Source organism: Marinoscillum furvescens DSM 4134, from assembly GCF_003386095.1.
Classification (GTDB): Bacteria; Bacteroidota; Bacteroidia; order Cytophagales; family Cyclobacteriaceae; genus Marinoscillum; species Marinoscillum furvescens.
The window spans coordinates 179704-196160 of the sequence record NZ_QREG01000010.1 but is presented as its reverse complement, the minus strand read 5'-3'; the positions used below and the strand labels follow the sequence as shown (position 1 = coordinate 196160).

The window sequence follows — 16457 nt, the reverse complement described above, 5'->3', positions numbered from 1 at the left end:
TCGTAAAGAATCACCCAATAAACTCCTGTAGCTTCCATCGCAACAGTTTCAACCTTGTTGGTAATCAAATACTCAACAGCCTCTCTTAATCCAGAAGTGAAGGTTTCAAATACACGAACCTCCCCATTTTTGATAGAGACAAAAATGTTCTTAGCGCCAATATCAATCCCTGCGCAGTTTTCCCTAATCTTTTTCATAAATAATACTGCTAAAGATGTAAAATGCTGCGCTGAAAGAAATTAACACTGTGACAGACTACCGACCGGGCATTCATAAAAATATGAAGCACCATAATTTGTGACTCTTTTCTTCCATCCAGGCTCAGCAACAGGCATACAAGCACTATTCCCTAGTACGGACATATTGCGCAGCTCTAGTATTAAACGTCACCTCATTTTGTGCGGTTTGCAAAACTGTTACTTCTCAGCATGACAAAACCGCCAAATCAACATGACAAAACCAACCGGCCTGCCATGCCGGAGGCGGGCTCACCAAGACAAAACCGACGGGCACACTATGACAAAAATTCTTTAAAAGTTATTTTTAATGTTTTCATTAATGATCCTTTTATGAGATACGCAGTTTACATCTTGGAATGTCACAATGGAGCTTACTACGTAGGCATGACCAATAATCTGGAAAGAAGGCTATCTGAACACCATGAAGGATTAGACCCAAAGTCATATACCTTCAATAGACGACCAGTGAAACTCGTATTTCAAGAATATTTTCAAAATGTAAACCACGCCATTGATTTCGAAAAGCAAATCAAAGGTTGGCGCAGAGAAAAGAAAGAAGCGCTTATCGCACGTAATTGGGACCTCCTTCCTGAATTAGCAAAAAACTACTCGCTGAAATCTAAGGAGGACTAAAAACTAAGAAAACATCATTACTCGATTTTAATCTCAGGCTGGTAGATCAACCCTGAGTCGAGTCGCCTGGAACTGGTGGTCACCCTGAGCCCGTCGAAGGGTCAGACCGCCAGTTCGATGCTGCACATGGTTTTGTCTAATGCTTCGACGGGCCTGTCTGCCGACAGAGGCAGGCTCACCATGACAAAACCGACGGGCTCACTATGACAAAACCGCCAACTCACCATGACAAAACCAACGGGCTCACCACGCCGGAGGCGGGCCTGCGGAGGCATGGTCGGGTCACCTCGAACTGGTGGTCACCTTGTTTACCTGCCGCAGGCATGGAGCCTGTCGAAGGGTAAGGCCGCCAGTTCGATGCTGCACAAGGTTTTGTCTAATGCTTCGACGGGCTCACCATGACAAAACCGACGGGCTCACTATGACAAAACCGCCATTTCACCATGACAAAACTTTCGAACTCACCATAACAAAACCCACCACCTCCCAAAAACCCTGGAGGTTTTCAAAACCTCCAGGGTTTCTTCACATCCCACTCTTTTTCTCAAATAGTACCTGCTACAGGCCCCTGTAAGACACCTCCTACACCAATACCCTGGCTTTTTCATTCATCAGGCAATCTTTTCCGCAACTTTATTGCATTTACACGAAATGAATAATTTAATTTGCAACATAATTGCATTTAAAGGAAGTACCCAAAGGCACAGGAGACCATAGTAGCCTCTTTAATACCCAAACGACTACATACAGGATGATTGATTTTTTAAAAAGAAAGAAAAAACTACCCGTCACCGTACTGAGTGGCTTTCTTGGAGCAGGAAAAACCACCCTGCTCAACCATGTACTCAACAACCGACAAGGCCTCAAAGTAGCCGTGATTGTCAACGACATGAGCGAGATCAACATCGACGAAAAGCTCATCGCAAACGGGGCCCAGCTCTCCCGAACGGATGAAAAACTCGTGGAAATGAGCAACGGATGCATCTGCTGTACCCTCCGCGAAGACCTCATGATCGAAGTGGAAAAGCTAGCCAAGATGAACAAGTTTGACTACCTCCTCATTGAGAGTACCGGCATCTCGGAACCCATCCCTGTAGCTCAGACGTTTTCTTTTGCCACTGGCGACGAGCTGTACGACCTCACCCAAATCAGTCAGCTCGACACCATGGTCACAGTAGTAGATGCCTTCAACTTCTTTAAGGATTTTGGCAGTGCCGACTCTATACTGGACCGAAAAATGACCGATGACCCAGAAGACGAGCGCTCCATTGTAAACTTGCTCACCGATCAGGTGGAATTTGCCAATGTAATCCTGCTCAACAAAACGGACCTGGTAAGCCCGGAACAGCTCGGACTGCTAGAAAAAACCCTCCATAAGCTCAACCCGAAAGCCAAAATTCTGCGATCGCAGCACAGCCAGATAGACCCAAAAGAGATACTCAACACTGGTTTGTTTGACTATGACGAAGCAGAGCAGTCGGCTGGCTGGCAAAAGGAACTGGAGCTGGCACAAAAAGGTATCAGTCACAGCCCCGAAACGGAAGAATACGGCATCAGCTCATTTGTCTACCGCAACGCCCGGCCCTTTCACCCGGCCCGTTTTTTGGACTATGTCAGCAAATCCTTCCCCACCACCATCATTCGCAGCAAAGGCATCTTTTGGATCGCCTCACGTGAAGACAAAGCCATCCTGTGGAGCCAGGCAGGCGGTTCGCTCAAAGCAGAAGTGTATGGCCGCTGGTGGGCAAGTGTACCGCTAAAGCAGCGCGCCATGAGCCCCTCGTATCTGGAAAACCAACGGGAGATCCAAATGAAATGGGACTCGCAATGGGGCGACCGAATGAATGAACTCGTTTTCATCGGGCAGGACATGGATAAGGAGCGCATCACCAAAGAGCTGGACAGCTGCCTCGTTACAGACTATGAAGCCATCGGAATGCAGTCTGGCAACACCTTTCAGGATGATTGGCCCATATGACAGTTGCTCCCCAACTGCTCTACTTGAATGGTGGTAAAATATTCACCTCCTTTTGCTTTGATTTAAAACAGTTGCAACAGAGTTTTGCGGCATGACATGGATACGGTCATCGGTAATTGCACTTATAGCACTGTCCAACCTGGGCAGCGTACTGGTCACGCCACTCATCTATTTGGATTTTGAGCTGCGCCGTGACTACCTGGCCGAGGTGCTTTGTATCAACCGCGACCAGCCCATCACCGTCTGTAGAGCCCAGTGCTATCTGGACGATCAGCTATCCAGAGCTGCAGAGCAGCAAGAGCAGGAAGACCAATCCACACAGGAATTCCAGCAAATCCAGTTTTTTCAGTCGGATAGTCACCCCATTGATTTAAACACTACTTTCCGCTGGTCGGCACAAAAGCTCCACCCAGAATCTCACGCTACCCCCATTCACAGGGTGATAGGAATCTTCCGACCACCACAAGGCTAGCCCCGCACCTTCTGAGCATCCATCACAACCGGTAGCGTGCATTCGCAGACCGGGACGGGATCGTCATGCCGTACACCGACTGCCGGGATCAGGGCTCTGCCTTTCCTCTAGTCGGCAATCGGCACCGGCTACTTTCGTCACATTTGGTGCTCACCCACTTCTTTTCCATTTCATACACCGGACAAATGCGCAGGTGCCAGCCACCTGCATGTCCCCATATTTTGTACATACACATGAAAAACATACAGCAAGGAATCATTGCCTTATTGGCGCTATGCTATTCTCTAGGGGCATACGCCCAAAATACATTCACAGGATCCATCACCGACAAAAGCACAGGTGAACCGCTCATTGGAGCAGAAATTCTCATAGTAAACACCACTCAGGGCACAATTACCAACACCCTGGGCGCTTTTTCTCTTTCCTCTGCAGAGGAAAACCCTACCCTACAAATCAGCTATGTGGGCTACAAGCCGCTACAGCTTACAGCTAAAGAGCTCCTTACCTCCCCGGCTATTGGGCTGGAGCCCGCCACCAATGCTCTGGAGCAGGTGGTCGTGTCCGCCAACCGTGAGCGCGAGCTGCGTTCAGAGGTGCCTGCAGCCATTTCTACACTTTCACTCACCACCATAGAGGAAACCGCGCCCAACACCCTGGATCAGGTGCTCAACAAAGTACCTGGAGTCTTTGTGGCCGACCTGGCCAACGAGCAGCACATGACAGCCATCAGGCAGCCTATTTCCTCCAAGGGACTATTCCTCTACCTCGAAGATGGCCTCCCCACGCGTCCTACGGGCGTATTCAATCACAATGCCATGAATGAGCTGAATCAGGCAGCTATCAGCAGCATAGAAGTCATCCGCGGACCGGCATCCTCCACTTACGGTGCAGAAGCCATCGGAGGTGTCATCAACGTGATTACCAAAAAACCAACACTGGCCCCCACTGCACAGGCAGCTATTCGCACCAACTCCAACGGACTGTACCGCGCGGATGCCTCTGCCAGTACCACACAGGGTAACACCGGTTTTCTGGTAGCAGGATACAGCGCCATACGGCGAAATGGGTATTTTGAGCATAGCGACATGAACAAGTACGGCGCTACCCTCAAAGTGACGCAGGTACTGTCGCCAAAAACTGACCTCAATGCCTCACTCACCTATGCCTACCTCCTCACCGATATGACCGGGAGCCTCGACAGTGCAGCCTTTTACGGAGGAGATGTCACCAGCCAGCAGACGTTTACCAACCGCGAGGTGAGTGCCCTGCGTGCGCAGGCTACGCTCCATCACGACTGGACACCAAATGCCAATACTACTGCGCGTATCTTTGGCAGAGTCAACCGCCTGGGGCAAATCCCCTCCTACCGCATCCGCACAGATCGCACCACAGGGTCTTCTTCAGGCACCATCAACGAGCGCTCCTTCGAAAGCATAGGCACCCTGCTACAGCATGCACAAAAGCTACCACAGCTCAATGCGCAGCTCATCGCCGGCTTATCAATAGACCATAGCCCTACGGACTATTTCGAAGAGTACATCTCCGTAGACCGGGACGAAAACGGCACCTACACCAGCTACGAGCAGCCAGACTCATTGCTCACCAACAACAGCATCGTCCTCACCAACCTGGGAAGCTATGCCACACTCAAGCTCTCTCCCCTGGAAAAGCTGCAGCTCTCAGCATCCCTGCGCTATGACCGGTTCCAATACCTGCATACCAACCACCTGGAACCATCAGCATTTTCAGGATCACCAGATGCCCGCAGTACTTTTCAGGCCATCACTCCCAAAATAGGCGTTACACTTACCCTCTCGCCCAGCAAGGGCATGTATGCCAACTATGCACAGGGCTTTGTGCCTCCGCAAGTGGGCGAGCTTTACAATGGGGTAAAAGTCCCTACTTTGGACCCATCCATCTATCATAGCTATGAGGTAGGCGGCTGGTATGCCGCACAGCTCTCTGACCAACTTAGAGCAAACCTCAGCCTCTCGCTCTACCAGATGAGCGCTACCAACCAAATCATCTCCGTACAGCTAGATGATGGCACCTATCAAAATCGAAATGCCGGCGAGACCTCCAGCCGTGGTATCGAATATCAGCTCCAGGCATCGCATAAGGCAGGGGTATCATTTCGCTGGAGTGGCGCTTTTGCACGCCATGAGTTTGTCACATTCGTGGAAAATGGCAACGACTACAGTGGCAACGAAATGCCTCATGGAGCCAATGTGCAGTACAATTGGGAGGTGAGTTACAAACCTTCATTCGTACCTAATCTCGGTGTGTCATTAGAAAACCAACACCTGGGCCCCTACTGGATGAATAGCGACAACACCCGCCAGTATGATGGTTTTAGTTTGTGGAATGTGCGGGCACGCTATCAGCTTGGAGGCTTTCAGCTTTCGGCTGCCATACTCAACCTCTCCGACGAACTTTGGTCTCCACGCGCCAGTGCTTCCAGCTGGGGCACCACCTACACACTGGGAATCCCCCGTACCTGGCAGCTTAGTATCGGTTACCAATTTAAAAGCACCAACTAATGCGAACGAAATCAGCCCACAACTGGATCTGGAAATGGCACCTCATCGGAGGTGTCTTTTGCCTGCCCTTTATTCTATTGCTCTCCATCACTGGTATCATCTACCTGTTTAAGGACACCTACGAAGCAGAAGACCTGCGTGCTCTGCGTCAGGTCCAAAAAGGCGAGCAGCGTCTCAGTTATGATGAACAATACCGTATAGCATCAGAAAAATGGGAAAAGCCCATCAATAGCATCCTCTTACCAACCGGAGAAAATGAAGCCATAGCTTTTGTATCCGGGCGCTTTGGCGCCAAGTCTACCTGGTATCTGGACCCCTATACCGGCAAAGCAAAGGGTGTTTGGTCGGCTACCAGCTCTGACATGTACCAGGTACGCAAGCTCCATGGCGAACTCCTTGCTGGCAAACCCGGCACTTTGCTCATAGAGCTGGTGGGAAGCTGGCTGGTAGTGCTTATCATCACAGGGATATACCTGTTTTTACCGCTCAGGCGCAAAGACCTGATCAAACTGGTACGCATCCGATTTGCAGCCCCCAGGGCAGTGTTTTTCAGAGACCTGCACATGGTAAGCGGCTTTTGGTTTTCGGTAGTACTACTGCTCATACTGGCTGGCGGCCTCCCCTGGACCGACGTATGGGGTGGTGGCTTCAAATGGGTACAAGACCAAACACGTACAGGCTTTCCCATGGAGTGGTCTGGACGCGGTATCCAATCCACCCCGTCTGACACACCACTATCACTTGATGAGGTAATAACCCTCGCCGAGAGCTATCAGCTCCCCGGAGAAGTAGCCATCTCCATTCCAAAAGGCCCCACAGGTGTTTACAGCATCCACAACACCCACTACGCCAACCTTTCGGATCAGGTAGCCATTCATCTGGACCAGTACACGGGACAGGAGCTGGATAGACTGCAGTGGAGCGATGTAGGTATGCTGATGCGTGCCCGCATGTGGGCCATGGCCTTCCATCAGGGGCAGTTTGGTAGTTGGAACTGGACACTGGTACTTATCACCGCTCTATTTCTGGTGATCATCAGCAGCTCTGGATTACTTGCATTTGCATTTCGGCACAAGCGCAACAACTATGGGATCCCCGAGCGGCATTCCTATCAGGTAAAACCTACCTATTTGATAAGCCTTGCCGCGCTTTGTATGCTGCTACCCATGTTTGGAGCTAGTGTAGTGTGTATTGCCTTAGGCGAATTTATTCGCCACCGGAAGCGTAAACTCCAGCTACAGGCCACTTAGAGCAAATATTCGTAGACATTTATGGACTTGTAATTTACATGGAGAAAAGCTTCGTTTCATAGCCGCAGGTGACAACCCCTGCAGCGGCAAAGAAAAGCCACGTTTCATGCCTGCAGGTGACAACACCTGCAGTGGCAAAGGCGGACCTGCCGTTGGCATGGTCGAGTCATCTTGAGCTGGGGAGGCACCCTGAGCCTGCCTGCCTGCCGAAGGCATGGTCGAAGGATAAGACTCGACTGCAAGTCAAAACCTCACAAAAGGATAAGACTCGACGGGTAAGCCCCCAACTCAATAGTGCAAAATGTTTTGTCTGATAGTTCGAGACTGGCCGTCCGCGACTGGGCGTCCCCCAAGCTAACTATGACAAAACCAACGGGCCTGCCGTAGACATGGTCGAGTCGCCAGGAACTGGTGGTCACGCTGAGTCGGGTCATCTTGAGCCTGCCTGCCGTAGGCATGGTCGAAAGATAGAACCGACTCATCATACCACATCCCAAATGGTTTTGCCTAATGTTTCGAGACTGGCCGTCCGCGACCAGCCGTCCGCGACTAGCCGTCCACGACTAGCCGCCCGCCAACTCAACATGACAAAACCGGGGGCCTGCCACGCTGTAGGCGGGTTTACCTTGCCGCAGGTGGGTTTACCTCGCCGCAGGCGGGACTGTCACGCTGTAGGCTGGCTGAACCCACCAACTCACAAAAAAACCCTGGAGGTTCTCTAAACCTCCAGGGTTTCTACATGCCAGATGAAGTTAACTACATTTAAAACAAAGTGCTTCTGATAGCCGCAGGTGACAACACCTGCAGCGGCATATACACTTCAAAGCCGCAGGTCACAACACCACAACACAATCACATGTCCTTTATCGCTTGATCAATGCAGCCCAGTCGTCATCGCCCTTTTTAGGCGCCTCAAGGGTTACTTTTCCTGCGGTTAGCTTTTTAGGCTTTTTCAAATATTCACCGGTTCGGGGGTTAAACCACTGAATGGTAAAATCTCCTTCAGTCTGCATGTCCAGTACGGTACTTCCACCTGTTCGCAGGTACACCACATACACCTCGCCTGGTTGAGCAAAGCAATAATCTTTTGTACTCAGTAGCTCGTCATGGTTCTCCATCTGCCAAAAGGGCAATGCATTGAAAAAGTCAAGGGCAATCTTGCACTGATCCCAAAACAGGTCACGCGAGCGCCAGTCCTGACAGGTGAGGTCACTGTGGTCATGCTTGTAGCCAAAATACCACTCAAGCCCCCACGCACCAGCCGTAAGGGCTCCCCAGAGTGCATTTTGTCGGGCCAGGTTGTGCTCAGGGTCATCTTTATCGGGCACCAGTGAGTGCTGTGCATCGCCTGGCTCGTCCACAGCCACAGCCCACTGTTTCCCTGCTTCCTTAGAGGCCTTGAGCCATTTCAGCGTGTGAGGATGCACGAGATCAAAATTTTTGTGGTGAGTCTGCAGTGATGCACCTGTATATTTTGATTCTGTCCCCAGCACATCATAAAAAGGGGCTCCATTGTGAATCACTACATGGTGGCGATAGGGGTCATGGTCATAAAAGTATTGAGCCATGGCCAGTTTTTGATACTTAAACTGTGGCGCTGTGCGATTATTTTTCACCCAGTCACCCACCTCTTCACACATGTTCCAGTTGAGGGCCAGGTGATGACCAAAACGTGCGATCAGCTCCCGGTAGTACAGCTTGCGGTGTGCACCAACACCGCCATTGTCCAGCAGTCCCTGATTTTCCACTTCCTGAGTTTTGAAATGCAAAAACAGCCCCAACTGCTGCGCATGATCCATCACAATCTCCCACTGATCCAGCTTAGACACATCATAGCGGTCATAAGTATCATAGTCTGTGAAAGGGAATACATTCTGATCATCGCCTTTGATATTGAGCGTAAGAAACGACACAGCATTCATGCCTTCAGATGCCAGGTAATTGAGTGCTCCGATTAGTGCTTTTCCTTTGCCATCCTGCCAGGTAGGGTCTCCACCACGATAGTCCCGCAGGTGTGCTTCATAGGTCTTTACCAGCTGATCTTTGTGGCCATCATCGTGAAATGTGCCATCAAAATCTGCATACGCAAACAGGTTTTCTGGTGCATCTGCACCACTTTTCAGGAAATACTCACCACTTTCGGTAAAGCGTAAATACCGCTCACCTACATACTGAAGCCTTCCTTTGGCTCTAAAATCCCTTCCGGATTTGTCGCTAGCGCCTATTTGGAAGCTTCCGGTAGCACCGTCCATGTATTCGCCGCTTACCCCGGTATCCTTTCGGTCGCTTACCGCTACATAATTGCCTTTACGAAACTGAACCACATAAGTCCATGCGCCTTCTTCGTCAGGTGCAAAATGTACCTTCCATTTATTCCCAGAAGTAGCAGAGGAATTGCCAGCATCGCCATCTGCAGCAAAATATCCCGGAACGAGGTATTCTTTACCTGTGGCGGCATGCTTAAATGTGACATTGAGTCGATAGTTCATAAAAGGGTTAAACTCGTCGGACTCGGAAGCTTCAGGCCCTTCAAAGGTTAGGGTTACTTTGTGCCATTTTTTGAGTTCACCCGATAGTTGTTGAGCATGAACCAACGGAGATAGCACTGCCAATATCAATAGGCAGCACCAATGGTTGAGATTTTTCATCAAGATTGGAATTCTTAAGTTATGAAATAAAAAAAACGAATGACACACCTATGTACCAGATGTGCGAAGGGGGGACGGCTAATATAGCCGATCATACCGTCAATTAATAATGAATTGGCATTTTAACGTGCTACAAATACAAATCTACAGTCACGTCTTACCGCACCCATACCATTTATCTCAAACTCACTTGCACATGCATCAGCAATTGTCTCAACAAAAAAGGCCACCAATTGGTGGCCTTTTCACATTTCTGCTTGACATATTCTGGGATTATCCCATCAATTCTTTTTCCAGGTCTTCCAGCGATCGACCTTTGGTCTCGGGCATCATAAAATGCACAAACACCAGCTGGAGGCACATCAGCCCACCAAAGATGGCAAAGGCCACCCAGGGCTCCAGGCTATTGATCAGCAATGATCCTGTAAGGGTGATCAGCGCCGCAAATACCCAGTGCGTACCACTACCCCATGCCTGACCATAGGCCCGCACCTGATTGGGGAATATCTCAGAAATAAATATCCAAATAACTGCCCCCTGCCCTATGGCATGTGAGGCGATAAACATCAAGATAAATACAAGCTTAAACTCTGCCGCTGCGCCTGTATAGAAGCCATAGGCCACCATGAGCAAACTCACAATGTAACCAAACGACCCAATGTACATGAGCTGTTTTCTACCGGCCTTGTCGATCAGCGCCATACCCAGGAGTGTGAAGATCAGGTTGATCAGCCCGATAACTATGGAGCTAAACAGAGAGCCTGAAGTACCAAAACCTGCTTTTTCGAGAATTTCTGGTGCGTAATACAGGATAAAGTTGATCCCACTGGCCTGGTTGAAGAAGGCAATCAAAAAAGCCAAAAGCAATGGCTTGGAATACTTTGCCGTAAAAAGCGATGCCTTTTTGGCGGAAGCCTCCTCTGGCGACACAGTACCTGCTGCTACCATCTCCTGAGCGGCGGCAGCATTGCTGGTGAGCCGTGTAGCGGCGGCCAGGGCCGCTTCATGATCTCTTCTGTGGCGTAGCAGCCATCGTGGACTTTGCGGCACACGCATCACCAAAACGGTGTAAACCAACGCTGGCAAAGCTTCTATCCCCAGCATGTAACGCCAGTCGGCCTCACCCCCCACTCCTTCGAGCAGGTAGTTGGACACATAGGCGATCAAAATTCCAAATACGATATTGAACTGGTACAAGATTCCCAACCGTCCACGGTTATGAGCTGCGGAGATTTCAGAGATATAAGTAGGTGCCGCTATAGACGAAACTCCTACTCCTAAACCACCGATAAAGCGAAACAGAGAAAACGAGTAAGGGTCTGGTGCCAATGCCGAACCCAGTGCTGACACGAAGTAAAACACCCCGATCCATACCAGCGTAGTTTTGCGACCAAGCTTATTGGTAGGAATACCGGCCAGCAGTGCTCCTACTACTGTACCCCACAGCGCCATGGACATGATAAACGTACCGTGAAACCAGTCAGAGGTTTGCCAAAGTTCTTTAATGGGGAGATTGGCGCCGGAGATGACTACCGTATCAAACCCAAACAAAAACCCAGAGAGTGCTGCAGCTATTGAAGCCAGCACAGATTTATTTGAACTCATAGCTATGATTCTGATTCGTTTAATGCCAGTACAGACGTGATAGCTTCTTCGTTGTTGTAGTAAGCTTTCAGTCTTAGCAGCGCCTCAATATAGTAATAGTCCGCATATATAATGGAATAGTCAATCTCACTGCGGTTGGGCTTATGCCCTGTAGAGTGCAACAAAAACGCCGAATTGCGCTCACGACTCTGGTAAGCAGCTGTAGAGAGCTCTTCCAGCATAGCCTGCGCACTGGTAATGTACCTGCGGCTAAGCTCAGGATCTTTGGTATGGCCAGCCAGCTCTATCAGCGCAGAAGCTACCACAGCCGCTGCAGAGGCATCACGAGGTTCATCCGGAATATTGGGCGCATTGAAGTCCCAGTATGTGATCATGTCTTCTGGCAAGCGATCGAGGTACACGTTGGTTACCTTCTGCGCAAAGTCGAGGTACTTCTCGTCACCGGTCTCACGATAGACCATAGTATAGCCATAGATGGCCCACGCCTGTCCGCGAGCCCACATGCTTTCGTCGCTATAGCCCTGGTGGGTCACTCCTTTGATCTTTTCACCCGTGAGGGTATCATATACGACCACATGGTATGAAGTATAGTCGTCACGAAAATGGTTAGCCATTGTCTTATCGGCATGGCTTACCGCCAGGTCGTAGAGGCCTTTGTTATCCCCGTTTTTAGCAGCCCAGAAAAGCATTTCGAGGTTGATCATGTTATCCATGATGGTGTTGTGCTGTGGCCATTCCATATTGGGCACTGGTCGTGGCCAGGATAGGATGGTACCCACATTCGGATTGTAAAGTGTCTCCAGCGTGTCTGAAGTCATCAGCACCACTTTTTTGTAATCCTCATTGCCCGTGAGGCGGTAGCCGTGCCCAAAGCTGTTGTGTACTTGGAAACCCAGGTCGTGATCATTGGCAGGGCTCACCGAAAGAGGTCTGAGGTATTCGCTAAACTGCTGAGCGCGGGCTTTCCACTCTGGCTCCTGCGTATGCTCATATACGTACCACAGTACTCCCGGCCAAAAGCCGCTGGTCCAATCCTGATACTCCACAAAACGCCACTTGGTGCTATTTGGAGCAATATTGCGTGGTATGGATTTGCCATCATCTGGTGTGAGGGCTATGGTGCGCTCAGCTTGTGCTGCACAGTAATCGAGCTGGTCGTCTATATTGAAAACCTCTTTTTGCTTGAGTTGGCAAGAGGCTACAGCCAATGCAAAAAACAGGACACTCATACTCGGTCCAAATTGCTCAAGTCTGGCGCGGAAAATTCCTTTCATTTGGTTGTTCATTGTCATTTTAGATCGTCGAATTCTTAGATATAAAACAAAGGGTGTTGTCCGAATAGGCCAGGCATTGTGCCCGTGGCACCCGCTTTGTTTCACAACTCAATGATCGTAAGAACACCTCCGCACAACTATCAACTATGATTCAAAGCAGATAACAAAATGACCAAAAGTGCTTCAGACAGACTTCTATGCTAGTTTTAAGTGCAAATTACCTGGCAATGGTAGGCAGTACATCTAATGGTGAATCTAAGCAAACGCTTTTAAAAATGATCGTACATTTACCAGGCTATCCAAAAAATGAACAGGTTCTAATGAAGAAAAAAGGCGAGATAACTATTTATGATATTGCGAGCCACCTGAAGGTATCTCCTTCTACCGTATCTAGAGCGCTAAAGGATCACCCGAGTATTGGCAAAAAAACAAAAAAAGCCATTCAAAACTATGCTGCAAAATACGGATATCAACCCAACACCATAGCTGCTAGTCTTCGCAATAACAAAACCAACACCATAGGTATAATTATCTCCTGGATCAACAGGCCCTTCATTGCATCATTAATAAGCGGGATAGAACAAGCGGCTAACGATGCGGGTTATAATGTCATCATCACCCAGTCTCAGGACAGCTACGAGAAGGAAGTGGCCAACGCACAGGCACTTTTCGCAGGGCGTGTGGAAGGCGTAGTAATTTCGCTAGCTATGGAAACCGAAAAGTTTGATCACTTTGAGCAGTTTATCAACAAGGACATCCCGCTGGTTTTTGTAGACCGTGTAACTGACCAACTCAACTCAGACCTGGTCGCCATTGACAATTTTGATGCAGGTTTCAAAGCCACAGAACACCTGATCACTCAGGGTTGCAAACGCATCGCGCATCTAGGAGGCTCTCAGATACGCAACGTGTACAGCGAGCGGCAAAAAGGCTACATAGCAGCACTCTCCAAACACAACCTCCCCCTCGACGAAAGCCTCATTCTACACAGTTCATTAAGCGCAGAAGATGGACATCACTGTGCCGAACAACTTTTCGGTTTGAATGAGCGCCCAGACGGGGTATTTAGCGCAAATGATACAGCTGCGGTCTCGCTCATTCAATCGGCCAAAAGTAAAGGGATCAAGATTCCTGAAGAACTTGCCGTCATTGGCTTCAACAATGACCCTATATCTTCAATTATTGAACCTCAGCTCTCCACTATTTATCATCCGGCCACAGATATGGGGGTAATTGCCGCTACCCAGGTCTTGAAACACAGAAAAAATAAGGAAATAGTGAAATCAGAATCCATCGTCCTCAATACCGAACTAATGGTACGTGCATCGTCAGACCGCTCCATTCATAAGCAATTAGTCGGATAAGCTGCCTCTTCCTAACCTGACAAGAACACTACTCAAGAAGACTTAACAAACTTATAAGCAATGGTCAAATAGTATCTGGAAGTATTTCTTGTATATATGCTCTCAGAAACAAATGTTTCAGACTGATCCACATCAACTGAGCGTTTCCATGTGTGAAAAACATCTGCCATACGAAGGTTAAGGTTCACAGACTTATCAAAAAGCTGGTGACGTAAGTACACATCTGCGAAATAGTATCCTTCCATGGAACCCTGTGCCGTGAGCACATCTGAGAAACAATTGAATTGCACTTTAGCCGAAGTGCCTTTGGGCAAGGTATATTCCACACTGGTTTTGCTAGTGAGGCTTGTAGCTCTACGGCGTATTTCTTCCTGATCTGCGTTATAGGTGGTATACCCTGCATTGTAAACATTCAAGCTATTCTGAACCTTAAGCTTCTTGACCAGCTTCAGTTGGGTAATAGACTCCAACCCTACAGCGCCCATAGAAGGCACATTAGCAAAGGTGTTGTTGATCACCTCCTGATCATCTTCAAACCGGTGCCTTACAGTGGCATTGGATACATTTCGGTAATAAATGCTATTGCTGGCAAAGACTTTGTTGTCTTTCCATGATTTATCGTACTCGAGCTCCACAGTTTGGATCACCTCAGGCTCTAGAAGTGGATTTCCATAACTCATGAAACTGGGACTATAAATCGTGCGAAAGGGATTAAGAAAACGATAATTCGGCGCTTTGTTTTTATGCGTATAGCTCAAAGCCACTCCAGAAGTTTCGCTTAGCCGGTAGGATAACTGTAAACTAGGCTGAAGACTCCAGTAATTATTGGTGGTCAGGCTATCCACACCATCTGCTTCAGGTCTTATGGAGGTATAAGTCAGCCGTCCTCCTACGGTAAACGTAAAGGTTTCGTGAGCTGGATGCTGACCATTGAGCAAAACATAGCCGCCATACTCCTCATCCAGATAGTGATAGCGGTTGCTACGTATACTATCCAGCTCCCAGCTGTCTTTCAGCCGGTAGTATTGGTAGTGGCGACTGGTAATTCGCCTTTTGGCAAAAGCTCCATAGTCCAACTGAAAACTGCCTGGCAATGTGTGCTCATAATCACCAAGTAACTCCAACTGCCAATCTGGAATCAAATCATCCTGAATGCTGTCGGTTCTCGCTATTCGCTGAAAGCCCTGCTCACCCACAAACAAACTATCTACAAAAGCAAACGCATATTTCCTGCTGCTATACCCCGCCTTGGCTGTAATTTTGAGAGCGTTTTCTCCTATAGGCTTACGAAATACCAGGCTGCTCCTATTCCAGGCACGGCTATCCTGCCCCTGGCGGTCACGAAGCGTAACCCTTTCGTCGGTATCAGCCCTCGTTCTGGATATGGCATACTCCCGGTCATTTCTGTAGTCAGCAAAGCCCAACGCCATACTTCCCTGAACCAACGCCCCACCATCAAATTTTTGACTAAGCGACAACCGATAATTATGAGCTATTTCGTTGATGTTTCCTGTGTATAGCTGGCGGGTATGGATTGGGTTATCGTAGTATGCTGTACGCAGGCTTGTTTGGCGGTCAAGCCGCTCGTCCCAGCGCATATTGCCATACATCCCTATTTTGAGTTTATTTTGACTGAAGTTTGCTCCCGCTGCCAGCTTTTTGTAATGGTCCCCGCCGAGCGTTGCAGCGATATTTCCATTTATTCCAATCGTGCTATTCTTTTTGAGTATAATATTGATCACACTCTCTCCATTGCGTGCATCATACTTGGCAGAGGGATTGCTGATTACCTCTATGGAGGCAATCTGACTGGCAGGTATTTGCTCTAAAATATTCTCAACATCGGTAGCTACACCATCTATCAGAATTGCCACCTTTCTTCCTCTGTAGGTGACTTCATCATCCATGCCCACGGCAGTAGAAGGTATGTTTTGCATGAGATCCATAGCGCTGCTCGCCTCCAACCCCGTAGTATTGCTCAGGTTATAGGTTGTCATGCCTGGCTTCACCTCTACATTCACCTTTTTAGCCTCTACCACTACCTCTTGCATCTGCTGGGTGTTGGGCTGGAGCCTAATAGCACTTAACAAGGTATCTGTCTGCAGCAGAAACGGCGCTGTATAGGTCTTTCGATAACCAATGTACGAAACATGAATAAGGTAGTACCCCTGTGCTAACTGAGCCTGAAACCGCCCATCCACCGCTGCCACCACGCCCGATACAAAAGAGGAGTCTGTGGCTTGTAAAAACACCACATTTGCAAATGGTACCGCCTCTTCATTTTCGTTTTCTATTGCCCCACTAATTTGGTACTGCGACTGACCAATGGCCGAAAACGCTCCTATGAGTGCTAAAAGTGTACAGGATTTGGTGAAAAATTGCATGAGTCAGGATTTGCTGGCCTTCGCACAAAAACCCCACCAGAGTCTTGCGCAAAGGTTTGTTCATTTCTCA

The 16457-nt window shown here is 48.8% G+C and carries 10 protein-coding genes and 1 pseudogene; 6 read left to right on the top strand and 5 right to left on the bottom strand.

Annotated features, from left to right (window positions below; genetic code table 11):
* Positions 1-197 (bottom strand): annotated as a pseudogene (locus C7460_RS12205) (IS110 family transposase); the annotation flags it as partial.
* 372 nt (positions 198-569) lie between these two features.
* On the opposite strand from C7460_RS12205, the gene C7460_RS12200 reads away from it, so the two are divergent.
* The 5 genes from C7460_RS12200 to C7460_RS12180 all read left to right on the top strand — a co-directional run bounded on the left by C7460_RS12200 (position 570) and on the right by C7460_RS12180 (position 7112).
* Positions 570-872, top strand: a complete 303-nt coding sequence (locus C7460_RS12200; protein ID WP_115868391.1) for a GIY-YIG nuclease family protein — start codon at positions 570-572, stop codon at positions 870-872.
* Positions 873-1623: 751 nt separating this feature from the next.
* On the top strand, positions 1624-2850 hold the full coding sequence (locus C7460_RS12195; RefSeq protein WP_115868383.1) for a GTP-binding protein: 1227 nt from the start codon (positions 1624-1626) through the stop codon (positions 2848-2850).
* Between the two features lie 91 nt (positions 2851-2941).
* Positions 2942-3322, top strand: coding sequence for a hypothetical protein (locus C7460_RS12190; RefSeq protein ID WP_115868382.1), 381 nt, complete (start codon positions 2942-2944; stop codon positions 3320-3322).
* A gap of 233 nt (positions 3323-3555) precedes the next feature.
* A complete protein-coding gene (locus C7460_RS12185) occupies positions 3556-5862 on the top strand; it encodes a TonB-dependent receptor (RefSeq protein WP_170147993.1) in 2307 nt (768 codons plus the stop codon).
* Positions 5862-7112 (top strand): PepSY-associated TM helix domain-containing protein, encoded by a 1251-nt coding sequence (locus tag C7460_RS12180; protein WP_115868380.1) that lies wholly within the window; start codon positions 5862-5864, stop codon positions 7110-7112. Before C7460_RS12185 ends, C7460_RS12180 begins: the two co-directional genes overlap by 1 nt.
* An 863-nt stretch (positions 7113-7975) precedes the next feature.
* Here the strand turns inward: C7460_RS12180 and C7460_RS12175 are convergent.
* From C7460_RS12175 to C7460_RS12165, 3 genes are all read right to left on the bottom strand, one after another.
* Positions 7976-9760: a DUF5060 domain-containing protein gene (locus tag C7460_RS12175; RefSeq protein WP_115868379.1), complete on the bottom strand. Its 1785-nt coding sequence runs from the start codon at positions 9758-9760 to the stop codon at positions 7976-7978.
* A gap of 273 nt (positions 9761-10033) precedes the next feature.
* Complete coding sequence (locus C7460_RS12170) at positions 10034-11365, bottom strand: sugar porter family MFS transporter (RefSeq protein WP_115868378.1); 1332 nt, start codon at positions 11363-11365, stop codon at positions 10034-10036.
* A gap of 2 nt (positions 11366-11367) precedes the next feature.
* Entirely contained in the window at positions 11368-12639 is a 1272-nt protein-coding gene (locus C7460_RS12165; protein WP_245986335.1) for a glycoside hydrolase family 88 protein, read from the bottom strand.
* 197 nt (positions 12640-12836) lie between these two features.
* On the opposite strand from C7460_RS12165, the gene C7460_RS12160 reads away from it, so the two are divergent.
* A complete protein-coding gene (locus C7460_RS12160; protein ID WP_221409510.1) occupies positions 12837-14003 on the top strand; it encodes a LacI family DNA-binding transcriptional regulator in 1167 nt (388 codons plus the stop codon).
* Positions 14004-14035: 32 nt separating this feature from the next.
* Here the strand turns inward: C7460_RS12160 and C7460_RS12155 are convergent, their stop codons facing one another.
* Positions 14036-16387, bottom strand: a complete 2352-nt coding sequence (locus C7460_RS12155; protein ID WP_115868377.1) for an outer membrane beta-barrel protein — start codon at positions 16385-16387, stop codon at positions 14036-14038.
* Positions 16388-16457: the final 70 nt, after the last annotated feature.